This is a genomic window from Leisingera sp. ABM4_101 (assembly GCF_056158725.1).
This window is the reverse complement of sequence record NZ_JBSWTV010000002.1, coordinates 4,142,103-4,164,271: the sequence shown is the minus strand read 5'-3', so window position 1 is coordinate 4,164,271 and position 22,169 is coordinate 4,142,103. Positions and strand designations below refer to the sequence as shown.

General features: G+C 63.0%; 14 protein-coding genes. 6 read left to right on the top strand and 8 right to left on the bottom strand.

Features of this window, described 5'->3' with window-relative positions; all coding sequences use genetic code 11:
• Positions 1-89: 89 nt before the first annotated feature.
• Entirely contained in the window at positions 90-2,438 is a 2,349-nt protein-coding gene (locus tag ACXAEK_RS21375) for a methyl-accepting chemotaxis protein (protein ID WP_475044999.1), read from the bottom strand.
• Positions 2,439-2,701: 263 nt separating this feature from the next.
• On the bottom strand, positions 2,702-2,893 hold the full coding sequence (locus tag ACXAEK_RS21370) for a hypothetical protein (protein ID WP_475044998.1): 192 nt from the start codon (positions 2,891-2,893) through the stop codon (positions 2,702-2,704).
• Positions 2,894-3,037: 144 nt separating this feature from the next.
• On the opposite strand from ACXAEK_RS21370, the gene ACXAEK_RS21365 reads away from it, so the two are divergent.
• A complete protein-coding gene (locus tag ACXAEK_RS21365) occupies positions 3,038-3,751 on the top strand; it encodes a trypsin-like serine peptidase (RefSeq protein ID WP_475044997.1) in 714 nt (237 codons plus the stop codon).
• Between the two features lie 76 nt (positions 3,752-3,827).
• Here the strand turns inward: ACXAEK_RS21365 and ACXAEK_RS21360 are convergent, their stop codons facing one another.
• From ACXAEK_RS21360 to ACXAEK_RS21345, 4 genes are all read right to left on the bottom strand, one after another.
• Complete coding sequence (locus tag ACXAEK_RS21360) at positions 3,828-5,006, bottom strand: HlyD family type I secretion periplasmic adaptor subunit (RefSeq protein ID WP_475044995.1); 1,179 nt, start codon at positions 5,004-5,006, stop codon at positions 3,828-3,830.
• On the bottom strand, positions 5,003-7,339 hold the full coding sequence (locus ACXAEK_RS21355; protein ID WP_475044994.1) for a type I secretion system permease/ATPase: 2,337 nt from the start codon (positions 7,337-7,339) through the stop codon (positions 5,003-5,005). The genes ACXAEK_RS21360 and ACXAEK_RS21355 overlap by 4 nt, the downstream gene beginning before the upstream one ends.
• Positions 7,336-8,628: a TolC family protein gene (locus ACXAEK_RS21350; protein ID WP_475044992.1), complete on the bottom strand. Its 1,293-nt coding sequence runs from the start codon at positions 8,626-8,628 to the stop codon at positions 7,336-7,338. The genes ACXAEK_RS21355 and ACXAEK_RS21350 overlap by 4 nt, the downstream gene beginning before the upstream one ends.
• Before the next feature lie 72 nt (positions 8,629-8,700).
• Positions 8,701-11,250, bottom strand: a complete 2,550-nt coding sequence (locus tag ACXAEK_RS21345) for an Ig-like domain-containing protein (protein ID WP_475044990.1) — start codon at positions 11,248-11,250, stop codon at positions 8,701-8,703.
• 731 nt (positions 11,251-11,981) lie between these two features.
• On the opposite strand from ACXAEK_RS21345, the gene ACXAEK_RS21340 reads away from it, so the two are divergent.
• The 3 genes from ACXAEK_RS21340 to ACXAEK_RS21330 are packed head-to-tail and all read left to right on the top strand — an operon-like array spanning position 11,982 to position 16,773.
• Positions 11,982-13,916, top strand: a complete 1,935-nt coding sequence (locus ACXAEK_RS21340; protein WP_475044988.1) for a PrkA family serine protein kinase — start codon at positions 11,982-11,984, stop codon at positions 13,914-13,916.
• Between the two features lie 18 nt (positions 13,917-13,934).
• The gene (locus ACXAEK_RS21335) at positions 13,935-15,272 is read left to right on the top strand and encodes a YeaH/YhbH family protein (protein WP_475044986.1); all 1,338 of its coding nucleotides are present in this window, start codon (positions 13,935-13,937) and stop codon (positions 15,270-15,272) included.
• A complete protein-coding gene (locus ACXAEK_RS21330) occupies positions 15,259-16,773 on the top strand; it encodes a SpoVR family protein (RefSeq protein WP_475044984.1) in 1,515 nt (504 codons plus the stop codon). Before ACXAEK_RS21335 ends, ACXAEK_RS21330 begins: the two co-directional genes overlap by 14 nt.
• Positions 16,774-16,857: 84 nt before the next feature.
• Here the strand turns inward: ACXAEK_RS21330 and ACXAEK_RS21325 are convergent, their stop codons facing one another.
• Positions 16,858-17,970 carry an S-(hydroxymethyl)glutathione dehydrogenase/class III alcohol dehydrogenase gene (locus tag ACXAEK_RS21325; protein WP_475045343.1) on the bottom strand — a complete coding sequence of 371 codons (1,113 nt, stop codon included), beginning with the start codon at positions 17,968-17,970 and terminating at the stop codon, positions 16,858-16,860.
• A gap of 354 nt (positions 17,971-18,324) precedes the next feature.
• On the opposite strand from ACXAEK_RS21325, the gene ACXAEK_RS21320 reads away from it, so the two are divergent.
• Both ACXAEK_RS21320 and cueR read left to right on the top strand, forming a co-directional pair.
• Positions 18,325-20,832 (top strand): heavy metal translocating P-type ATPase, encoded by a 2,508-nt coding sequence (locus ACXAEK_RS21320; protein ID WP_475044982.1) that lies wholly within the window; start codon positions 18,325-18,327, stop codon positions 20,830-20,832.
• Complete coding sequence (gene cueR / locus ACXAEK_RS21315) at positions 20,829-21,218, top strand: Cu(I)-responsive transcriptional regulator (protein WP_475044981.1); 390 nt, start codon at positions 20,829-20,831, stop codon at positions 21,216-21,218. The genes ACXAEK_RS21320 and cueR overlap by 4 nt, the downstream gene beginning before the upstream one ends.
• A gap of 112 nt (positions 21,219-21,330) precedes the next feature.
• Here the strand turns inward: cueR and ACXAEK_RS21310 are convergent, their stop codons facing one another.
• The gene (locus ACXAEK_RS21310) at positions 21,331-22,161 is read right to left on the bottom strand and encodes a 3-oxoadipate:acetyl-CoA acetyltransferase (protein WP_475044980.1); all 831 of its coding nucleotides are present in this window, start codon (positions 22,159-22,161) and stop codon (positions 21,331-21,333) included.
• Positions 22,162-22,169: the final 8 nt, after the last annotated feature.

The window sequence follows — 22,169 nt, the reverse complement described above, 5'->3', positions numbered from 1 at the left end:
CCGTTTAAGCAAGGGCAATCCAGCCCGTTCTGCGGGCTGGATCCTGAGCGGCGCTGGTCGAGGCCTGCAAATTCCGGGACAGGCTGCGGTCAGAAGTCTTCCCATTTGACCATGCCGCCAGTGCCGGTTGCGGCTGGCTGCAGAGGTTCCGGTTCCTCGAACCTGTCTTCCCCGGCCCAGAAATCTGCTTCTGCATCCTCAGCTGGAAGGCCGGGCGGATTTCCTGCCGGCGCAGCAGGCGCCTGGCCCTTGATCGTGAAATGCGCCACCAGTTCGGAAAGTTTGCCTGCATCAGTGTTCAGCATGTGGCCCGCAGCAGTTGCTTCTTCCACCATCGCCGCATTCTGCTGGGTCACCTGGTCCAGCTGTGTGACGCCGGTGTTGATCTCGCTGAGGCCGGTGGACTGTTTCACCGCGCCTTCGGCGATGCCGGAGACCAGCTGCGAAATATGGGCAACCCGCTGCACGATGCTTTGCAGCGCACCGCCCGCTTTGCCGACCAGATCTACGCCGCGCTCCACCTGTTTGGAGCTGTCAGAGATCAGAGTCTTGATCTCCATCGCCGCATCTGACGAGCGCTGCGCCAACGCGCGCACTTCGCTTGCGACGACTGCAAAGCCCTTGCCTGCTTCGCCCGCCCGGGCCGCCTCGACGCCGGCGTTCAGGGCCAGAAGGTTGGTCTGGAAGGCGATGTCGTCGATCACGGAGATGATCTGGCTGATGTGGGTGGAGCTTTGTTCAATTTCAGTCATCGCGGACACGGCATTTTGCACGATGCTGTCGCTCGATTCCGCCTCTGCCCGTGCCTCTTCCATTGTTGCTTCAACGCTGCGGGCGCCTTCGGCGGCCTCAGATACGGATGTTGTCAGCTCATCCAGTGCCGCGGCGGTTTCTTCCAGGGTTGCCGCCTGGCTTTCGGTGCGGTGCGACAGATCATCCGAGGCCTGGCTGATCTCCGCAGCCCCATTGCGGATGCTGCTGGCCGCCTCGACAACTTTCTGCACGGTCTCATTCAGAGTTTCCAAAGTCAGGTTGTAATCGTGGCGCAGCTGCTCGTGATCCTTCGGAAACGCCTCGGTGATCGCCTGCGAGAAATCTCCGGCGGACAGGCGGACCAGTCCGGCGCTCAGGCTTTCGACCACGAATTGCTGCTGCTGCTGCAGCTCGCTGCGGCGCTCCTCCGCCGCGCGGGCCTGCTGCAGATCGGCCTGCATGGAGACCAGAGTTTTGCCGATCTTCCCGATTTCGTCCTTGCGGGACGCGGCGTCGATCGTATTGCCGAGATCGCCACCCGAGATTGCTTCCATATCGGAGCAGATCCTGTCGATGGGTTTGGTCACCGATCGCGCAAAGAACCATCCGAACAGGGAGACCGCCGCGGCACAGGCCAGGGAAATCAGCAGCATGAGATTGCGCTGGCGGACAGCCGGCGCCAGGATTTCCGCGCGGTCCAGCTCAGCAACGATCGACCAGCGGATGTCTCCGAAAACCACAGGGCCTGTTACGGCGGCGACAAAATGGCCATCCGCCTTTTCGACGGCAGGGTGGAAGACGTTCACAGGCCCACCCGCTGCGCCTAGGCTGCCGCCTGCAGCGGCGGCACCCGAAAAGGCCGCTTCGATATGGGGCAGATGCGCCAGCTCTTCCAGAACGCTGTGGCCCCCCTCTTGTCGGGAAGGGGTGCGCGCCCTGAAATCCTGCCCGATCAGGTAAACGTCCAGGGATTGCAGATCGCCGCCGAAATTCGTGGTGATCCTGGCGATTTCATCAATGGCAACCTGCAATGCAAAGACGCCGGCAACGCGGCCGCTGGAATCGATGATTTGCGTCGCCGCAAAGGCGGCCGGTGCGCCCGCGCTTGGCGCGTAGGCGTCAATGTCCGAGAAATAGACCTGCTCTGCCGCGCCGTTCACAGCGCGGTTGAACGCCTCTGCCAGGCCGGAGCTGCTGTAGGGGCCGGTAACCATATTCGTTGCATAGTCGCTTTCCTTGGTGACAGAGAACACCACGTCGCCTTCAGTGCTGATCAGGAAGATGTCGTAGAACCCCATCCGTTCCATGACTTTCTTGAAGGCCGGGTGATTGCGTTCGAAATGCACGTCGTAAGGCGAAGCCGCTGCAGCAAACATCGACAAGTTGCCCACCTCGGATTGCCCGTCGCCGCCCCTGCTTGCCCAAGTCACTTTCAGATCTTTCATCGCCTTTGCGGTGGAGGGGACCGAGGCAATGGTCAGAATGGCGGCATCAATCCCTTCCAGGTAGGCCTCCAGTGCCAGTTCGCGGTCTGTGACCAGCGACTGCATGAACATCTCCGCGTCATGCACAACACTGCGGCGGAAATAGTTCGTGCTGACAGCAATCAGCAGTGCCGTAAGCAACAGCGCGGTGCCGACGATCATGAGCGGCAGTTTGTAGGCAAGCTTCAGCGATTTGAACATTTTTTTAACCCAACCTCTAACGGTGGCATTCCCGCTGGCAAGGCCGCAGGGGAACCGGTGATGCAACTGGGCTGATACAACGATAGATAGATTTTCGATGAGTTAATGCGCCTGGGGTTTTTCGGTAGATTTTTGATCTTTTTGCCTCTCAAGACAGGCGTTCGACTGCCTGGAAAATAGGCAGGAGCCAATGCGCCGCCGGTACAAAGGGACGCCGGGCCAAGGGGCGTTTTAACCAATTGGGCAGCTTTGCCCTGGCTCGATCAGGCCGGCAAAAGCCGTCTTTTTGCTCCCCTGGCGGCCTTGCGCGGCGCCCGACAGGGGAGCGAATTGCTGCCGCAGTCCGGCTCAGCTTCGGTATCTCCGGCGGATTTTTCCCACTTTTTTTGGGCTTTTTCAGAAAAACGCACGCTGCCTTCGGGTTTTTCTGGCAATTTGCGGGGCTTTTTTGCCATGGTTGAGCATCAATAACCGGGGGGTTAGGGAATTGTTAACGCTGCCACATTCTGTCCATGAATTCGTCTCTGCCTGGCAACATTGGGCCTCATTCCAGCCGCACGCCTGAATAACGATGCGTCTGTGGGAAGCTGGAGTGGGTCATGAGACTTATAATTGCTGCGATTGCGGCATGCCTGTCATTAGGCATGCCCATCGGCGCGGCTGCGGATGACACGCAGTTTGGCGTCAAATCAATAGAGGGGTGGGAGGCCGTGGGACGGCTCAACATCTCTAACAAAAACATGTGTACGGGCGCTTTGGTGGCACCGGATCTGGTGCTGACAGCGGCGCATTGCCTGTTTGATCCGCGGACCGGCGCGCGCGTCGATCCGGCCTCGATTAGGTTTGAGGCTGGGCTGTCCGGGCGCGAAGCAGTGGCCCTGCGGCAGGTGGTGCGGGCGGTCATGCATCCGCAGTATCGCTACCGGCCGGCGGGCACGCATCAGATCGGCAGCGATCTGGCCGTGCTCAAGCTGGACCGGCCGATCAGCCGCAGCCGGATCCAGCCGCTGACAATGGCCAGCGGTGCCGAGCGGGGGGATGTGCTGGGGGTTATGTCCTATACGCGCAGGCACGCAACCCGGCCCAAGATGGAGCGGTCCTGCAGCGTGCTGGCGCGCCAAAGCCGGACCCTGGTGATGTCCTGCCTGGTGGATTTCGGGGCCTCAGGTTCGCCGGTCCTGGAAATGCGCCCGGGGCAGCCGCCGCGGCTGGTGTCGGTTATTTCGGCCAAGGCTGCGATGGGTAACCGCCGGGTGTCGATCGGCACTGCGCTGGATGCATCCTTGCGGGATCTGATGCAGCGGGCGGGCTAGGGTCTCCCGGCCATAGGGTTTTCCAGCTGTCACTGGGATGGCGGCCTGCTGCAGGACTGAGGCAGGCCTGTTCCGTTTACGGCTCCCGCAGGGCTTCGCGGGACTTGTAGAGCGGTTTCAGCAGGTATTGCAGAACGGTTTTGGCGCCGGTCTGCAATTCCGCTGTGGCGCGCATGCCGGGGCGGATTTCAATCGACTGCTGGCGCTCGGTCAGGCCGGATTTGTCTACCCGCACCGTCACCCGGTAGTAGGGTTCGGCGCGCGGGTTGCGGTCGTCCTCGAAGGTGTCGGCGGAGACGAAATCCACCTTGCCGCGCAGCGAGCCGTAGATTGTGTAGTCATAGGCCGAGAGCTTGATGGTGGCGTCCTGGCCGGGCTGCACGCTGGCGATATCCTCGGGCTTGACGCGCGCCTCGACAAACAGCTCCTCGCCCAGCGGGATGATTTCCAGGATTTCCTCGCCGGGGCGGATCACGCCACCGATAGTGGTAACAGCCAGGCTGTTCACGATTCCAGCCATGGGGGAGGTGATGATGGTCCGGTTCAGCTGGTCTACCGCCAGCCGCTGCTCTTGCCGCAGAGTGGTAATTTCACGCAGCGTTTGCGAGTATTCCTCGGCCTGTTCCAGTTCCGCCTGGGTGCCAATCTCAGTAAATTTGGCGCGGGCATCAGTGGCCGCCTTGCGAGCCTTGTTCACCTCGATCAAAGCCACGATCTTCTGCTTGTAGAGCCGCTCCATATTGGCGAGCTCTGCGTTCAGCTGATCCATGATCTGCCGGGCGCTGTCGCGGCGGCTGGTGAAATCGGTTTGCCGCGCGGTCAGCAGGCCCCGTTCCGAGGCCAGAATGCCGGGAGAGCGCTGCGCCAGCATCTCCGGCACGGTGAATTCAAAGGCGCCTTTCATCTGCGCCTCCAGCCGGTAGCGCTTGATCTCCAGCGCATCGATCTGGTTCTGCAGCTCGTCTGCAGCGGTGCGGAATTTGGTGTCCTGCAGCTTGGCCAGCACCTGGCCCGCGGTGACGATGTCGCCCTGGCGCACATGCAGCTCCGCCAGGATGCCGCCCTCCAGGTTCTGCACGATCTGCGCGCGGGAGGAGGACACCACCTGGCCTTCGCCGCGCACGATCTCGTCGATGGAGGCAAAGGCGGCCCAGATCAGGAAGGTGAGCACTGCGGCCAGCGCCAGATAGATGATGCGGCTGGCACTGCGCGGCGTTGCGGCATCGCCGTAGGGGTCGTGCAGCGCCATGGTCATTTGCCCTCACCGGCGGCCAGATGCGCCAAAACCTGGTCGCGCGGGCCGTCCACCACCATCCGGCCCGATTGCAGGATAAGGGTGCGGTTGGTCAGCGACAGGATTGGCATCCGGTGGGTGGCGATTACCGCGGTGCGGCCCTCCAGCCAGCTTTCCAGGCGGCTGACCAGGGTGCGCTCCAGCGTCTGGTCCAGCGCCGCGGTGGGTTCGTCCAGCAGCACGACAGAGGGGTTCTGAAGCCACAGCCGCGCCCAGCCGATAGACTGGCGCTGGCCGATCGACAACCCGTGGCCGCCGTCGCTGATCTCCAGATCCAGCCCTTTGTGGTGATTGCGCACATGCGAGCCGAGGCCTGCAAACTCCAGCGCTTCCATCAGCCGCTCGTCGTCGCGTTCCAGCTGGTTGAGGTTCAGGTTGTCGCGCAAGGAGCCTGCGAACAGCCGCACGTCCTGGCTGAGATAGCCGATGTTCGCCCGCAGGTCGCGCGGGTCAATCTGCGCCATATCGGTGCCGTCCAGCAGGATACGGCCGCGGTCCGGTGCGTACAGCCCCGACAGCAGCTTCAGCAGCGTCGACTTGCCAGAGCCGTTGACCCCTAGCACCGCAACCCGCTGGCCCGGTGTAACCGCCACCGCCTGCACGTCCAGGGTCGGCGCTGCATCATCCTCATAGCGGAACATGATCTCGCGCAGCTCAAACCGGCCTTCGATCTTCTGGCGGCGCAGATAGGTGCGCTCTTTCTCTTTTTCCTGCGGCGCCTGGGCAATGGCGTCCAGCCCTTCCAGCGCGGCCTTGACGTTGCTCCAGCGGGCCAGGGTCGCTGCGAACTGTGTCAGCGGCGCCAGCGTGCGGCTGGTCAGGATGCCGGTGGCGATGATGGTGCCGACGGTGAATTCGCCGGCAAACACCAGCAGGGTGCCCAGCACAACCGCGGTGATATATGTGGCTTGCTGCACCCCTTGCGACCAGTAGGTGAGGGCGCTGGAGAGCTTGCGCTGTTCGGTGGCAGAGTGCGACGACAGCGTGTTCAGCTCATCCCACAGCCGCAGCACCCGCTCCTCGCCGCGCTGGGTCTTCACGGTGTCGAGTTCCGTCACTACCTCATGCAGCAGCCGCCCTGCCTTGGCGTTGGCGCCCTGGGTCTGGCGGGTATAGGCGATCATCTTCTTCTGCATGAAATAGGCAGGCAGCAGCATCAGGATACCGCCGGCCACAATCACCCAGACCACCGGCCCTGCAATGGAGGCGACCAGCAGCAGGAACACCGCAATAAAGGGGATGTCGGCCAGGGTTGAGATGGTGGAGGAGGTAAAGAACTCCCGCACTGATCCGAAATCCCGCATCGCGGCAAAGAGGCCGGAGGGCGGCAGCGGCTTCTTGTCAGAGCGCATGCCGATCAGGCGGCGCATCAGGTTGTGCTGCACCGACAGTTCGATCTGGCGGCCGGCCGCATCGGTGAGCCGCGCGCGGGCCAGTTTCAGCATCGCCTCCAGCGCAATCGCCAGGAAGGCGCCGACGGCCAGAACCCAGAGTGTGGCGTGCGACTGGTGCGGCACCACCCGGTCATAGACTTGCAAGCTGAACAGCGCCACCGAGACTGCCAGGATATTGGCAACCAGCGAGCCCAGCATGATCTCACCGACCTGGCGGCGGTATTTGGGAAACTCGCTCCAGAACCAGTGGCCGGGATCGATCTGCGGCGTATGCTTGGCCGCCATCTGCTTGAGAGAGGGGCGCGCCGACAGCACGGTGCCGGTGAAATACGGGCCGAACTCACCCAGCGGAACCTCTGTCCGGTTGTCCGGGCAGGCGGTGTCGTAGATGGTCAGAACATCGTCTGCCTGGCTCAGCACCAGCACGCATTGGCCGCCGGACATGATCGCCAATGCCGGCCACAGGGCCGGTGACAGCGGCTGTTTCTCCAGCACTTTCGGTTGCAGCCCGGCGGTTTGCAGCGCCTTGGCCAGCGAATGCAGCGACAGGTCGCCGGGGGTTTCGCTCCACAGGAAGGCCGCGACGTCGCTGACCGGGATTTCACTGCCTTTCAGTGCCGCTAGGGTGGCGATCAGGCTGGCGCGGTGCTGAATGCGCGCGGCGGCGCCTTCCAGCAGCGAGCCGACCTCGGGCTGCGCGTCCTGCGGCTGGGCTGTGCTTTGAGATTTCTGCTGGGCCTTGCCCGCCGGGGCCGGTTCAGGGGCCGGGGCAGGGGTGTTTGCAGGCTGGATACCGTCACGCGGCGCAGCTTGCGGTCCGGATACAGGCACAGCCCGCAGCACCGGTTTCTTGCCGGCAGCGGGCAGGGGGCGGGGGGGCTTTGGCGTGGTGTCGGTCAAATCTTGTCCCCATCGGCCAGAAGCCCCAGGCTGCGTGCCAGCTGCAGCTGGATCAGCACCACCTCGTATTTTGCGTCGATATAGGCCTGCTCGCGGCGCATCAGTTCCTCATAGACCTGGATCACCTCCATCACCGGGCGCTGGCCGGCCTCGAACTGTTTTTGGAACAGCTCATAGGTCTCACGGCTGCGGCGCACCAGCGCGGCGGTTTCGCCTTCCTGACGCTGATAGGAGGCGATCTGCTGGATCTGACGGCTGTAGGTGCGGCGTGCGGCTTCTTCGGCCTCGCCTACCTGGCGGGTTGCGGCCTCCTTGGAGGCTTCCAGCGCCTGAATGGCAGCCGGCGTGCCCAGCCCAAGCGGCTGCCCCACGCCCAGCGTCAGCCCGGCGCCGGATCCGTCAGACGTCACGTTGCCAGAGGCGGCAATCTGCGGCAGCAGGCCGGCGCGGCCCGCCTTGGCCTGGGCAATGGTGCGGTTTGCCTCGGCGCCGGCCCTGAGCACCGACAGGAACTGACCCTGTTCCGGCGGTGTGCCGATCCCCAAATGCGAGGGTTTGTGCGCAAAGCTTTGCCCGGTCATGGCCTGCAGTTCCGCGCGTGCGGTTGCCGCGGCGTCCTGCGACGTCGCGGTGGACGTTCGGATGCCGCTGATCTTACTGTCCACCACATTGAGGTCGGCGCGGTCAGAGACCCCGCCGTCGACACGGCCCTGCACGATACGGCGGAATTCCTGCATCCGCCGCAGGGCGCGTTCGCCATAGGCGGCCTTCTCATCGCCGCGCAAGGCGGCTGCATATAGGCCCACGGCCGTTTCCACCCGGCCGTTCATGTCCTCGGACAGGCTGACGGCGGCAACCTCCACATCGGCGGCGGCGAATTCGCGCTCCGCCTTTCGGCGGCCGTTGTCGAACAGCACTTGCTCGATCAGCAGCCCTGCGACCAGATCGCCCAGATCGGTCAGGCTGACCGAAGGCCCCAAAGTCGGCAGCCAGTTCTTGGAGGCGGCCTCGGCCCGCAGTTTTGCACTGATCAGCTCAGCCTCCGCAGCGCGGGAGGAGGCGGCAATGGCGGCCTCTGCCACCTGGCCGTAAGCGCTGTCTGCGGCCAGCAGGGAACGGCGCTCCATCAGCTGCCGGATCACCTCGGAGGAGGCTTCGCCCGACTGGGCGAAATTGCTGCGCGGGGCGCCGTCTGCCGCACCGCCCGCCGCACCGCCAAAGGGGGCGGGTGCGCAAGCCGACAGGCTGCACATCACTGCGATGGCGCAAAGAAAGCGTCCCGGTTGCATCCTGCCCTTTGCCCTTTTGTTTAAGGCTTTTAGTATGTTGGGCCCGGCAGCGCCAACTGCCGGGCCGGATGTTCAGATCACGACGTTGACGTCATCGTCGACAAGAATGGAGGTGCCGTCATCGCCGATTGTGTAGACGGTGTAGGCTTCCCCATCGATGGTCTCGGTTTCGTCCGTCTTGGTCGCTCCGGAAATGGTAAGCGTATCCTGCTCGCCGGCGGCGTCATCCTTGCTGCCATGCACAACCAGCCTGTTGCCATTGCCCGACAGGCTGTTGATGTCGGCTTCGGTCAGGGTGAGATCGGCATTGTCCGCATGAACCAGGTTCAGCTCGTCGATGTTGAACCCGGACAAACCCGCATGGTCCAGAACCGTTTCATCGGCGTCGTTCTGGAACACAACCAGGGTTCCGGAGCTGTTGCCGGCTGTATCCACACGGTTCACCACCAGATGCGAGCCGTCCGGAACCTCTGCGTCAAAGTCGAACAATGTCCGGCCGCCGCTCAGATCGGTCAGGGTGCCGCTGACTTCCGAAACTCCGCCTGTGCCGGTCAGCTCATGCGCGGTGTCGCCTGCTGCAAAGTCCTCGCTGAAGAAGCTGCTGACACCGGTGCCGGAACTGATCACCTCGCCAATGTTCGGAGCATCGTATTCGGTGTCGACGTTGAAGCTTTCGGTCAGGGTCTGGGTGTTTCCGGCCGGATCGGTTGCGGAAATTTCCGCCGAGGCCTCATAGGTGCCTTCGCGCAGGGAGCCTGCTTCAAAGGCTGCGCTCCAGTTTCCGTCTGCATCCACAACTGCGTCGCGGGTGATGCCCTGAATGGTCACCTGGACGGTGGATCCGGGCTCAACCGTGCCGGTCAGGGTAAGGCCCGCAGCGTTTTCAGCCAGATTCACCACATCATCGCCGGTCACGCTGTCAGATGTGAGGGGCACCACTTCGGTGTCGATCGCCAGGGTGTCAGTGATTTCCGAGGTATTGCCCACAGCATCCGTTGCCGTCACCACCACGGCGGCATCATAGCTGCCCTCCGGGATGCTGGCGGCGGCAAAGGCCGCGGTCCAGTTGCCATCCGCGTCCACGGTTGCGGTTTCGGTGGCATCGCCCAGCTGAACCACAACGGTCGAACCCGGCTCGACCGTGCCGGTCAGGGTCACGCCGTCGCTGCGCTCGCTTGCGTTGACGATGCCGTCGCCTTCGACGCTTGCGGTTTCGACGGTGAGCGGGTCCACCACGGTATCCACATGCAGATCTGCCGTGGCGGTAGCGGTGTTGCCGGCCGCATCGGTGGAGGTCACGCTGATGGTGGTGTCATATTCGCCCGTCGGCAGGGAACCTGCTTCAAAAACCGCCGCCCAGTTGCCGTCGGCATCCACGGTTGCGGTGCGGGTCACCCCCTCGACGGTCACGCTGACAGAGGCGCCCGCCTCGCCGGTGCCGGTCAGAGTCAGCCCGGCAGAGGCTTCGGCATTGCTGACAATATCGTCGCCGCCGGACTGGCCGCTGTCGATGCCGACCGCAGTCAGCGTGTCCACTCGGATTGTGCCGCTGGTGCTGTCCGTGTTGCCGAACGCATCGGTGGCCGTGACGGTCACTTCCGAGTCGTATTCACCCGCGGCGATTTCAGAGGCGGCGAATTCGGCGCTCCAGATCCCTGTTTCGGTCGCGGTGACGGTCCGGGTGACGCCCTGGAATGTGACTTCGACCGTTGCGCCGGCCTCGGCGGTGCCGGTCAGGGTGACGCCGTCCGCAGCCTCGGCACCGTTGATCATGTCGTCGCCGCCTGCCTGGCCGCTGTCCAGGTCCACCACGGTGACCGTGTCGATCACAACGGCGGGACCGTCCAGATCGAATTCGGTGCCGTTCGGGTCCACCACATGCACGGTGGAGTCATAGTTGCCGTCCTCCGGCAGCTCATCAACCGGGAAGGTAACGCCCCAGACGCCGTCTTCGTCGACTGTGGTGGTCTGGGTAGAGGTGCCGATCGTCACCGTTACGTCGGATCCGGGTGCGCCGGTGCCAGTGATCACCACCGGGTCGGTGGTCGATCCGGAAACAGGGTGGGTTGCATCGGGGTCATCGACTGTCGGCACAATGCCGTCCGTCCCGCCGCCGCCATCGCCGCTGCCGCCGCCGCCGCCCGCGATGACCGCTGCGCCGACGACACCGGCTGCGGCCGCGCCTGCTCCCAGGCCGCCGAACAGCGGTGCGGCCAGCGGTGCAACCACTGGTTCAACCCGGTCCACGTCCAGGAACACCATTTCGTCATAGGCGCTCCATTTGCCGGTCAGGTCCAGCGGCTCATAGGTTGCAAACAGCATGCCGCTGGACTTGTCTTCCAGCACAACTTCGACAAACTCGCCCTCCTGGCTGAGGAACAGGTTCTTCCCGCCTGCAGCACCGTAGGAATAGTAGTTCTCCAGCACCAGCTCCTGGCCGTTGGCGAGGGTGATGTGCAGGTTGCTGCCCTGGCGGGAGTAGCTTTCCACGTCGGCAGGGCTGAGGTTCAGAGATATGTCTTTGGCATGGGCGGCATCAATACGTGCCGGGGTGCCTTCGGAAAAGTTCCCATGCTGTGTAGTGCCCGCCATATTGCGGGTGATAAATGCGACCGTGCTCATAGTAATACCACTCATCTATGCGCGGCGGCGCCGGATTATGGCGGACGCTGCGAGGTTCCGTTGCCTGTACTTTTTGCCCAGCGGCCGTCTTTTGCGGCCATTTTGGGGTCATACTGTGACCATTTTTGCAGTGCTGTCCAGTGCATGGGGTGGATTCCTCAAGTGAATTAGGCAGGAACCGTGTCCTGGCTGCCGCAGAATTTTTAACGATTTTCACGCCGCCGTGATGCCGGGCCGGGCTGCGGGCCGTGGCCAGACGTGCCGGAAGCCTAGGCTGCAGATGCGGCGAGACATGGCCCGAAGCTGCGTTGCCTGCGCAGGTCTGCCGCCGCCTTCCCCCCTTTTATTGCTGGCCTCTGCAAGGGTGGCGAGGGCGCCTGTGCCGCGGCGCAGCAGGCGGTTTTCACACCATTGATCGCCGCGATGTGATGTAAATTTCCCGCAAAAGTTTCTGGCAATTAATTAAAAGTACACCACTTTCAGATAGTAAGAAGTTCGTAATTGGTGTAAGCTCGAGAGTAAGTAACACGACGCCGATAGCCCTGGTCACCGGGCGCAGGCCGCCGCCAAGAGCGGCCAGCCGGACATAAGACGCCAGCAGCGGCGCCGAGCAGAAATCAGAACTCAACACTGACGCGGACACCTATGCCCACGTGATGGGCACTTTCTGTCCGTGCGCGAATTGAACGCCAGGAGGAACGGCGCCAAGTAACCAGGAGGCTTGATCCAAGATGAAAGACATTGCCGAACTTTTTGCAGAGCAGTACGGCGAAACGCGCGAGCAGGAAATGCCGCTGCAGGAGTATTTGAACGCCTGCCGTGACGATCCAAGCCTGTACGCCAACGTCGCCGAGAGGATGCTGAAGGCAATTGGCGAAGAGGAGCTGGTGGACACGTCCAAGGACGCGCGGCTCGGGCCAATCTTTCAGAACCGCACGATCAAGCGCTACAGCGCCTTCCACGACTTTTACGGCATGGAAGACACGATCGAACGGATCGTCGGCTATTTCCGCCACGCCGCGCAAGGCTTGGAAGAGCGCAAGCAGATCCTTTACCTGCTGGGACCGGTCGGCGGCGGCAAGTCGTCGCTGGCGGAACGGCTCAAGCGCCTGGTTGAGGACCAGCCGATCTATGTGCTGAAGGCCGGCGATCAGATTTCACCGATTTTCGAGAGCCCGCTGGGTCTGTTCGACCCGGTTCGCATGGGTAAGGTGCTGGAAGAGGAATACGGCATCGCCCAGCACCGCCTGCCGGGGCTCATGTCGCCCTGGGCAGTGCAGCGTCTGGATGAATTTGACGGCGATATCAACAAGTTCTCTGTCGTCCGCATGTACCCGTCGCGGCTGCGCCGGATCTGTGTCGCCAAGGTGGAGCCGGGCGATGAAAACAACCAGGATATCTCCACCCTGGTTGGTAAGGTCGACATCCGCCAGCTGGAGCATTTCAGCCAGGACAATCCGGACGCTTACAGCTTCTCCGGCGGTCTGAACCGCGCGACCCAGGGCATCCTGGAATTTGTCGAGATGTTCAAGGCGCCGATCAAGATGCTGCACCCGCTGCTGACGGCGACCCAGGAAGGCAACTACATGGGCACCGAGAGCTTTGGCGCTATCCCCTTCAGCGGCCTGATCCTGGCGCACTCGAACGAGAGCGAATGGCAGTCCTTCAAGAACAACAAGAATAACGAGGCCTTCATCGACCGGGTGTCGATCGTCAAGGTGCCCTATTGCCTGCGGGTGTCGGATGAAACCTCGATTTACCAGAAGCTGATCGAGCACAGCGAATTGCGGGATGCGCCCTGTGCACCGGAAACGCTGAAGATCCTCAGCCGCTTCTCGGTTCTGACGCGCCTGAAGCCGCATGAGAATTCCAATCTTTACAGCAAGATGCGGGTCTATGACGGTGAAAGCCTGAAGGATACCGACCCCAAGGCCAAGACGGTGCAGGAATACCAGGACCGGGCCGGCGTTGATGAAGGCATGAACGGAATCTCCACCCGCTTTGCCTTCAAGGTGCTGTCGACCACCTTCAACTTTGATACCAATGAGGTGGCGGCGGACCCGGTGCATCTGATGTATGTGCTGGAACAGATGATCAAACGCGAGCAGTTCCCGCAGGAGATGGAACAGAAGTATCTGGAGTTCATCAAGACTGAACTGGCACCGCGTTACGAGGAGTTTATCGGCAACGAGATCCAGAAGGCGTACCTCGAAAGCTATACCGAATACGGCCAGAACGTCTTTGACCGCTATATCTCCTACGCTGACGCCTGGATCGAGGAGCAGGACTACAAGGATCCCGATACCGGCCAGCTTTATAACCGCGAGGTGCTGGATGCGGAGCTGAGCAAGATCGAAAAGCCGGTGGGTATTGCCAATCCCAAGGACTTCCGCAACGAGGTTGTGAAATTTGCCCTGCGCCACCGTGCCAACACCGGCAAGAACCCGGCCTGGAACTCCTACGAGAAGCTGCGCGATGTGATCGAGAAGCACATGTTCAGCCAGGTTGAGGAGCTGCTGCCGGTGATCTCCTTCGGGTCCAAGAAGGACAGCAAGACCGAAGGTAAGCATCAGGAGTTCGTCGAGCGGATGCGCGGCCACGGCTATACCGACCGCCAGGTGCGGCGTCTGGTCGAATGGTACATGCGGGTCAACAAGGCGGGCTAAAGAGGAGCGCTGTGCAACATGCATCATTTCATCGACAGGCGCGCCAATCCGAAGGGCAAGAGCCTCGGGAACCGCCAGCGGTTCCTGCGGCGGGCCCGGGAGAATATTAAGGAGCGCGTCGATCAGTCGGTCCGGGGCAAGTCGATCCAGAACGGAAGCGGTGTCCCGGACGGCGGAGAGAAGGTCACGATCCCGACCCGGGGGCTGAAGGAGCCGCGGTTCTTCCATTCCTCCAAGGGCGGCCTGCGCCGCCATGTGCTGCCCGGCAACAAGGATTTTGTTGTCGGCGACACCATCAAACGGCCGCAGGGCGGCGCCGGGCAGGGCGGCCGCAAGGCCTCCGAAGACGGTGACGGCGAGGACGAGTTTTCCTTCACCCTGACCCAGGAAGAATACCTGGAGATCCTTTTTGAGGGGCTGGAGCTGCCGGATCTGGTGGAAAAGGCCACGGTGGAGACCGAAACCATCGGCACCCGCCGTGCCGGCCTGACCACTGCGGGCACGCCCAACAATCTGAACCTGGTGCGCACCATGCGCAACTCATTGGGCCGCCGCATCGCCCTGCAGCGTCCCACCACCAAATCCCAGCGCGAGCTGGAGCAGCAGATTGCAGAGCTGGAAGCGCTGGACGAACGCACCCCGCCGCAGGACGAGTTCCTGGCAGAACTGCAGCGCAAGCTTGAAGGCATCATCCGCAAGCGCAAGGTGGTCGGCTACATCGACCCGCTGGATCTGCGTTACGACACCTTTGTGCCGGAAAAGATCCGCAATTCGCGCGCCGTGGTGTTCTGCCTGATGGACGTCTCCGGCTCCATGCAGGAGCGTGAAAAGGATCTGGCCAAGCGGTTTTTCCTGCTGCTGCATCTGTTCCTGGAGCGTTGCTATGAGCACACCGAACTGGTGTTCGTGCGCCATACCCATCATGCCCAGGAGGTGGATGAGGAGACCTTCTTCTATGCCCGCGAAACCGGCGGCACTATTGTCTCCACCGCGCTGGAGAAGATGAAGGAGATCATCGAGGAACGCTATCCGCCGGATGAGTGGAACATCTACGGCGCCCAGGCCTCGGACGGCGAAAACTTCGGCAACAACTCGGTCAGGTGCAAGAACCTGCTTCTGAACGACCTGCTGCCGGTCAGCCAGTTCTATGCCTATGTGGAAATCGTCGACGAAGCGGCGGAAATGCTGCTCAATAACCCCGAAGCAGGCGAAGACCTGTGGCAGAACTACCGCGAGGTGAAGGCACAGGCGCAGCATTTCGAGATGCAGCGGGTCTCGCAGCCCGGCCACATCTATCCGATTTTCCGGGAGTTCTTCCTCCCCAAGGTGAAAGGGATGCAGCATGCAGGCAGCTGAAAAGGCGCGCGAGCCGCTGTTTGACGGGCCGGAATGGACCTTTGAGCTGATGGAAAAGGCGCGCGACGCGATCGAGCAGATCGCGCTCGAAGACCTCGGGCTGGATGTCTACCCCAACCAGATCGAGATCATCTCGGCGGAGCAGATGCTGGACGCCTATTCCTGCGTCGGCCTGCCGCTGATGTATCAGCATTGGTCCTTTGGCAAGCATTTCGCCCGCGACGAGGCGCTCTACCGTACTGGACGCCAGGGCCTGGCCTATGAGATCGTCATCAACTCCAACCCTTGCATCAGCTACAACATGGAAGAAAACACCATGGCGATGCAGACGCTGGTGATGGCGCATGCGGCCTTTGGGCATAACCATTTCTTCAAGAACAACTATCTGTTCCAGCAATGGACAGATGCGGCGGGCATTCACGACTATCTGGCCTTTGCCAAGAACTATATCGCCGCCTGCGAGGAGCGCTACGGCCCGCTGGCAGTGGAAGAAGTGCTGGACGCCGCCCATGCAATGCAGTCGCAGGGGGTTTTTCGCTATGGCCGCCCGCCCAAACCCACCAATGAGGAACTGGTGGCCATGCAGAAGGTGCGCGAAGGCTATGAGAGCGGCCAGAGCGTGCTGGACATCTGGACCGATTTAACACTGGGCCGCGACAAGCTGGAGCTGGTGGAGGATGCCGACTTCAGCGCGCGGCGCAAGATGATGAACCTGCCGCAGGAGAACATCCTGTATTTCCTGGAAAAGCACAGCCCGGTGCTGGAGCCATGGCAGTGCGAGATCCTGCGTATTGTGCGGATGCTAGCGCAGTATCTGTATCCGCAGAAACAAACCAAGGTGATGAACGAGGGCTGCGCGACCTTCGTGCATTACTACATCATCAACAAGCTCTATGAGCAGGGCCAGATCACCCAAGGAGCGTATATGGAAATGCTGCACAGCCACACCAATGTGGTGATGCAGCCGGAATATGACGATCCGCGCTACTCCGGCATCAATCCCTATGCGCTGGGCTTTGCGATGATGGAGGATATCCGCCGTATTTGCCAGGATCCGACGGAGGAGGACCGGGAGTGGTTCCCGGATTTTGCCGGCAACCCGGACTGGCGCGGGGTGCTGCGGGATGCCTGGGCGAACTACCGCGACGAAAGTTTCATCCAGCAGTTCCTGTCACCAAACCTGATCCGAAAGTTCAAGCTGTTCACCCTGACCAATGACGCGGAGCTGCCCAACCTGGTGGTCAGCCAGATCCACAACCGGGCAGGTTACAAGGCGATCCGCCGCGATCTGGCGAAACAGTATGACCTCGCCTACCTTGAGCCGGATATCCAGGTGACAGACGCCGACCTGCGCGGCGACCGGGAGCTGAAGCTGACCCACACTGTGCGTGATGGCATTCATCTGGACGATGACGACCAGGAGGAGGTGCTGAAACACCTGCGCCGCCTTTGGGGGTATGACGTGCGGCTCGACGCGGTGGAGGCCACCACCGAAAGCTGACGGCAGGAGTGCTGCTCTCTACCGTTCAAAAGAAAACGCAGGCCCGGGGGCCTGCGTTCCCTCTGTTCCACATGAATCCCGGGATCAGAATTCGACCACCGCGCGGATGGATTTGCCCTCGTGCATCAGGTCAAAGCCTTCGTTGATCTGGTCCAGCGTCAGCTTGTGGGTGATCATCGGGTCGATCTCGATCTTGCCGTCCATGTACCAATCAACAATCTTCGGCACGTCGGTGCGGCCGGAGGCGCCGCCAAAGGCGGTGCCGCGCCAGGAGCGGCCGGTGACCAGCTGGAACGGGCGGGTCGAGATCTCGGCGCCGGCGGGGGCCACGCCGATGATGATGGATTCACCCCAGCCCTTGTGGGCGCATTCCAGCGCGGTGCGCATGACGTTCACGTTGCCAGTGGCGTCAAAGGTGTAGTCTGCGCCGCCGCCGGTCAGCTCAACCAGATGCGCCACCAGATCGCCGTCGACCTCGGCCGGGTTGACGAAATCGGTCATGCCGAAGTGTTTCGCCATCTCCACCTTGCCCGGGTTCAGGTCGACGCCGACGATCTGGTCGGCGCCGGCCAGCCGCAGGCCCTGGATCACGTTGAGGCCGATGCCGCCGAGGCCGAAGACCACCGCGCGGCTGCCGATCTCCACCTTGGCGGTGTTGATCACCGCACCGATGCCGGTGGTGACGCCGCAGCCGATATAGCAGACCTTATCGAACGGTGCGTCTTCACGGATTTTCGCCAGCGCAATCTCCGGCACCACAGTGTGGTTGGCGAAGGTCGAGCAGCCCATGTAGTGATGGATCGGGGTGCCGTCCTGCATCGAGAAACGGGTGGTGCCGTCGGGCAAGAGGCCCTGGCCTTGGGTCGAGCGGATCGCCTGGCAGAGGTTGGTCTTGGGGTTGAGGCAGTATTCGCACTCACGGCATTCCGGGGTGTAGAGCGGGATCACGTGGTCGCCCGGTTTCAGGCTGGTCACGCCTTCGCCGACCTCAACCACCACGCCTGCACCCTCATGGCCCAGGATCGCCGGGAAGATGCCCTCGGGGTCGTCGCCCGAACGGGTGAATTCGTCGGTGTGGCACAGGCCGGTTGCCTTGATTTCCACCAGAACCTCACCCGCTTTCGGGCCTTCGAGGTTCACCTCCATGATTTCCAGCGGTTTGCCGGGGGCAACCGCAACGGCGGCGCGGGTCTTGATCATGTGACTGGTCCTTCGTCCTTATTCTTTGAGGCCGGGCCGCCGCGGGGCGGGTCCGGGTGGAACCGCTGCCTGCAGCAATGCCGCGGGTCTGACTGACCCAGCGTTACATTTGCAGCCCGGCACGCGCAAGCATTGCCTCTGCACCCTAACAGGGGCGGGTGGCCGGGCTTTGCCTTGAATGCGACAGCCTGCGGGCGGTCCGCGCCATTCGCCGGGAGGAAAACAACCGGTTTCCAGCAGCTTGACCGCGGGGTTCCAGTTTTGGGAAGGAATTTCGCAGCCACCCCTTGACCTTCCCCTCGCTGGAACCCTCATATCCCTTGTCAAAGGATCAGAACCGGCAGGATTCCGATGTCAGACACGACCCGAATTACCTTGCAAATTACTGGCATCAGCTGTGCAGGCTGCGCTGGCCGGGCAGAGCGCGCCCTGACGGCTGTCGAGGGGGTTCTATCGGCCTCTGTCAATCTGACCAATGCCACCGGCCAGGTGGAGGCCGAGCGCGACGTTGCACTGACGGACCTGACCGGCGCTCTGTCCGCGGCCGGCTATCCGGCAGCAGAGGCGCAGGCTGCGCTGGTCATCAGCGGCATGAGCTGCGCCTCCTGCGCGGGCCGGGTGGAGCGGGCGCTGCTGGCGATGCCGGGGGTTCTGTCGGCAACTGTGAACCTTGCAAATGAAACCGCACAGGTCCGCTATCTGACCGGCGCTGCCCGCGCTGCGGATCTGGCCCGCAAGGTGACAGAGGGTGGTTATCCCGCCCGTCTCAGCGGCGCGGCAGAGGATGAGGCGGAACAGGCCAGCCAGCGCAAGGCGGATGAGATCTCCGAACTGGGCCGCCAGGTGCTGATCGCCGCGCTGCTGACCCTGCCGGTGTTCCTGATTGAGATGGGCGGACACATGGTTCCGGCGCTGCACCACTGGGTGGCGGCGAATATCGGTATGCAGAACAGTTACTTGCTGCAATTTGCCCTGACCACCGGGGTGCTGGCGGGGCCGGGGCGGCAGTTCTATGCCAAGGGCTTCCCGGCGCTGTTGCGGGGCGCACCCGACATGAACGCGCTGGTGGCTCTGGGCACTGCCGCGGCCTACGGCTTCTCGGTGGTTTCCACCTTCGCACCCCGGCTGCTGCCCGCGGGCACCGCCAATGTCTACTACGAGGCGGCAGCGGTCATCGTGGTGCTGATCCTCACGGGCCGCTTCCTTGAGGCCCGCGCCAAGGGCCGCACTGGCGCCGCGATCCGCAAGCTGGCTGGGTTGCAGCCTAAGACTGCCATGGTAGTTACCGGAGATGACATTATCGAAACCCCGGTGGAAGAAATCGGCACCGGCGACCTGATCCGGGTCCGTCCGGGCGAACGGATCCCAGTGGACGGCGAGATCACTTCCGGAAGCTCCTACGTCGACGAAAGCATGATCTCCGGTGAGCCGGTGCCGGTCGCCAAGTCGCGCGGTGACGAGGTGACGGCGGGGACCATCAACGGCAACGCCGCGCTGGAATTCCGCGCAACCCGTGTGGGGCGCGACACCGTGCTGGCGCAGATCATCCGCATGGTGGAGCAGGCGCAAGGCGCCAAGTTGCCGGTGCAGGGGCTGGTCGACCGGATCACCCTGTGGTTCGTGCCTGCCGTCATTGCAGTGGCTGCGCTGACCGTGCTGGCCTGGTCGCTGTTCGGCCCGGAGCCGTCGCTGCCGCTGGCGCTGGTGGCCGGCGTTTCCGTGCTGATCATCGCTTGCCCCTGCGCTATGGGGCTGGCAACGCCGACCTCGATCATGGTGGGCATCGGCCGCGCCGCCCAGATGGGGGTGCTGTTCTGCAAGGGCGACGCGCTGCAGCGGCTGCAGGAGGTCAAGGTGGTGGCGCTCGACAAGACCGGCACATTGACCGAGGGCCGCCCGGCGCTGACTGAACTGATCTGCGCCGAGGGTTTCATCCGTGAGGAGGTGCTGCGCCTGGCGGGCGCCGCCGAGGCGCAATCCGAACACCCGATTGCCCGGGCCATCACGGCGGCGGCGGGCAAAGGGCTGCCCAAGGCGTCAGGCTCTGAGGCGATCCCGGGCTACGGCCTGCGGGCAGAGGTCGAAGGCCGCGTGGTGCTGGCCGGTGCTGCCCGTCTGATGACGCGGGAAGGCATCGAACTTGGCGCGCTGGAGGCGGAAGGCACGCGGCTGGCCGAACGCGGCGAAACCCCGCTCTATGCCGCCATTGACGGCCGGCTTGCGGCGGTGATTGCAGTGGCGGATCCGGTCAAGCCGGGCACCCCGGCGGCGATCAAGGCGTTTCATGATCAGGGTTTGAAGGTGGCCATGATCACCGGCGATGCGGGTGCGACGGCGCAGGCGATTGCCAAACGGCTGGGCATTGACGCGGTGAAGGCCGAATGCCTGCCTGCGGATAAGGTAAAGGCGCTGCAGGAATTGCAGGCGGAACACGGCACCCTGGCGTTCGTTGGTGATGGCATTAATGACGCCCCGGCTCTGGCCGCGGCGGATGCGGGCATCGCCATAGGCACCGGCACCGACGTGGCGATCGAGGCGGCGGATGTGGTGCTGGTCTCCGGCGATCTGCGCGGGGTGGTGAATGCGCTGACCGTCAGCCGCGCTACTATGCGCAATATCCGCCAGAACCTGGGCTGGGCCTTTGGCTATAACGTGCTGCTGGTGCCGGTGGCGGCAGGCGTTTTGTACCCGTTCGGCGGGCCGCTGTTGTCGCCTGCGCTGGCGGCGGGTGCCATGGCACTGTCGAGCGTCTTTGTGTTGTCGAACGCGCTGCGCTTGCGCCGACTGAAACCAGCCATAGATGAGGAACAGGCCGCACCGGCGGCGAAGGCGGGCACCAAGCAGGAGGCGCGCGCATGAATATCGGGGACGTATCCAGCCGCTCAGGCCTGCCGGCGAAGACAATCCGCTACTACGAGGACATCGGCCTGATCAAGCCGCACCGCAGCGCCAATGGCTACCGCTGCTTTGCCGAGACTGATCTGCACAAGCTGGCGTTTTTGGGCCGCGCCCGGGCGCTGGGCTTCACCATTGAGGACTGCCGCACCCTGATGGCGCTCTATGAGGACGAAAGCCGCGCCAGCGCCGATGTAAAGCGGCTGGCGCAGGAGCATCTGGCCAAGATCGAGGCCAAGATCGCCGACCTTCAGGCGATGCGCGACACGCTGGGCGAACTGGTTAAAGGCTGCGCCGGCGACAGCCGCCCGGATTGCCCTATCCTCAAGGATCTGTCCGGCGAGAGGTGATCCAGCTGGCGGGGCGGCCGCCGACGGGGAACTCCCGCGCCTGCGGCTGCCCTGACGGGCCGCCTGGCAGCCTTGGGCATGGCTTCAGGCCGCTGGCCCGAAGCGGACGCCATCAGGCGGGGCGCAGCTCCAGGATTTCGCGGGCCTGCTGCCAGGTGGCGACAGGGCGCTCGTGTTTTTCACACAGCTCTGCTGCCCGTTGCACCAGCGCGGCGTTTGAAGGCGCCAGTGTAGCGCGGTCAAGCCGCATGTTGTCCTCCAGCCCGGTGCGGGTGTGGCCGCCTGCGGCGATGGACCATTCGTTGACCAGGATTTGCCCCGGCCCGACACCAGCGCCGCACCACTGGGCCTCCGGCGCCAGCCGCTGCATGGTTTTGACGTAGTAGTCGAACACGTCCTTGTCGACCGGCATGGCGTTCTTCACCCCCATCACAAACTGGACATAAAGCGTGCCGGGAATGCGCCCTTCACGGTTCATCTTCACCGCCTGGTGGATGTGCGACAGGTCAAAGGCCTCGATCTCCGGTTTCACGCCGTAGGTGCGCATCTCCGAGGTCAGCCAGTCCACCAGGTCCGGGGAGTTCTCGTAGACCCGGGTCGGGAAGTTGTTAGACCCCACCGACAGCGATGCCATGTCGGGTTTGAGCGGCAGCATACCGCCGCGCTCGCGGCCCGCGCCGGAGCGGCCGCCGGTTGACAGCTGGATGATCATGCCGGGGCAGTGTTTCTGCAGCCCCTCCATCAGGCGGGCGAATTTCTCCGGATCCGAGGTCGGCGTCTGGTCGTCGTTTCGCACGTGGCAATGGGCGATCGAGGCGCCGGCCTCAAACGCCTCATGGGTGCTTTCGATCTGCTCTTCGATGGTGACCGGCACTGCCGGGTTGTTCTCCTTGGTCGGGACTGAGCCAGTGATGGCAACGCAGATGATGCAGGGTTTGCTCATGGAATTCC

Excerpts from the sequence above, each read along its gene's own strand:
- cueR (WP_475044981.1), top strand. The coding sequence starts at position 20,829 with ATGAATATCGGGGACGTATCCAGCCGCTCAGGCCTGCCGGCGAAGACA.
- ACXAEK_RS21320 (WP_475044982.1), top strand. The coding sequence starts at position 18,325 with ATGTCAGACACGACCCGAATTACCTTGCAAATTACTGGCATCAGCTGT.
- ACXAEK_RS21360 (WP_475044995.1), bottom strand. The coding sequence starts at position 5,006 with ATGACCATGGCGCTGCACGACCCCTACGGCGATGCCGCAACGCCGCGC.
- ACXAEK_RS21370 (WP_475044998.1), bottom strand. The coding sequence starts at position 2,893 with ATGGCAAAAAAGCCCCGCAAATTGCCAGAAAAACCCGAAGGCAGCGTG.
- ACXAEK_RS21310 (WP_475044980.1), bottom strand. The coding sequence starts at position 22,161 with ATGAGCAAACCCTGCATCATCTGCGTTGCCATCACTGGCTCAGTCCCG.
- ACXAEK_RS21340 (WP_475044988.1), top strand. The coding sequence starts at position 11,982 with ATGAAAGACATTGCCGAACTTTTTGCAGAGCAGTACGGCGAAACGCGC.
- ACXAEK_RS21350 (WP_475044992.1), bottom strand. The coding sequence starts at position 8,628 with ATGCAACCGGGACGCTTTCTTTGCGCCATCGCAGTGATGTGCAGCCTG.
- ACXAEK_RS21365 (WP_475044997.1), top strand. The coding sequence starts at position 3,038 with ATGAGACTTATAATTGCTGCGATTGCGGCATGCCTGTCATTAGGCATG.
- ACXAEK_RS21375 (WP_475044999.1), bottom strand. The coding sequence starts at position 2,438 with ATGTTCAAATCGCTGAAGCTTGCCTACAAACTGCCGCTCATGATCGTC.
- ACXAEK_RS21345 (WP_475044990.1), bottom strand. The coding sequence starts at position 11,250 with ATGAGCACGGTCGCATTTATCACCCGCAATATGGCGGGCACTACACAG.
- ACXAEK_RS21335 (WP_475044986.1), top strand. The coding sequence starts at position 13,935 with ATGCATCATTTCATCGACAGGCGCGCCAATCCGAAGGGCAAGAGCCTC.
- ACXAEK_RS21330 (WP_475044984.1), top strand. The coding sequence starts at position 15,259 with ATGCAGGCAGCTGAAAAGGCGCGCGAGCCGCTGTTTGACGGGCCGGAA.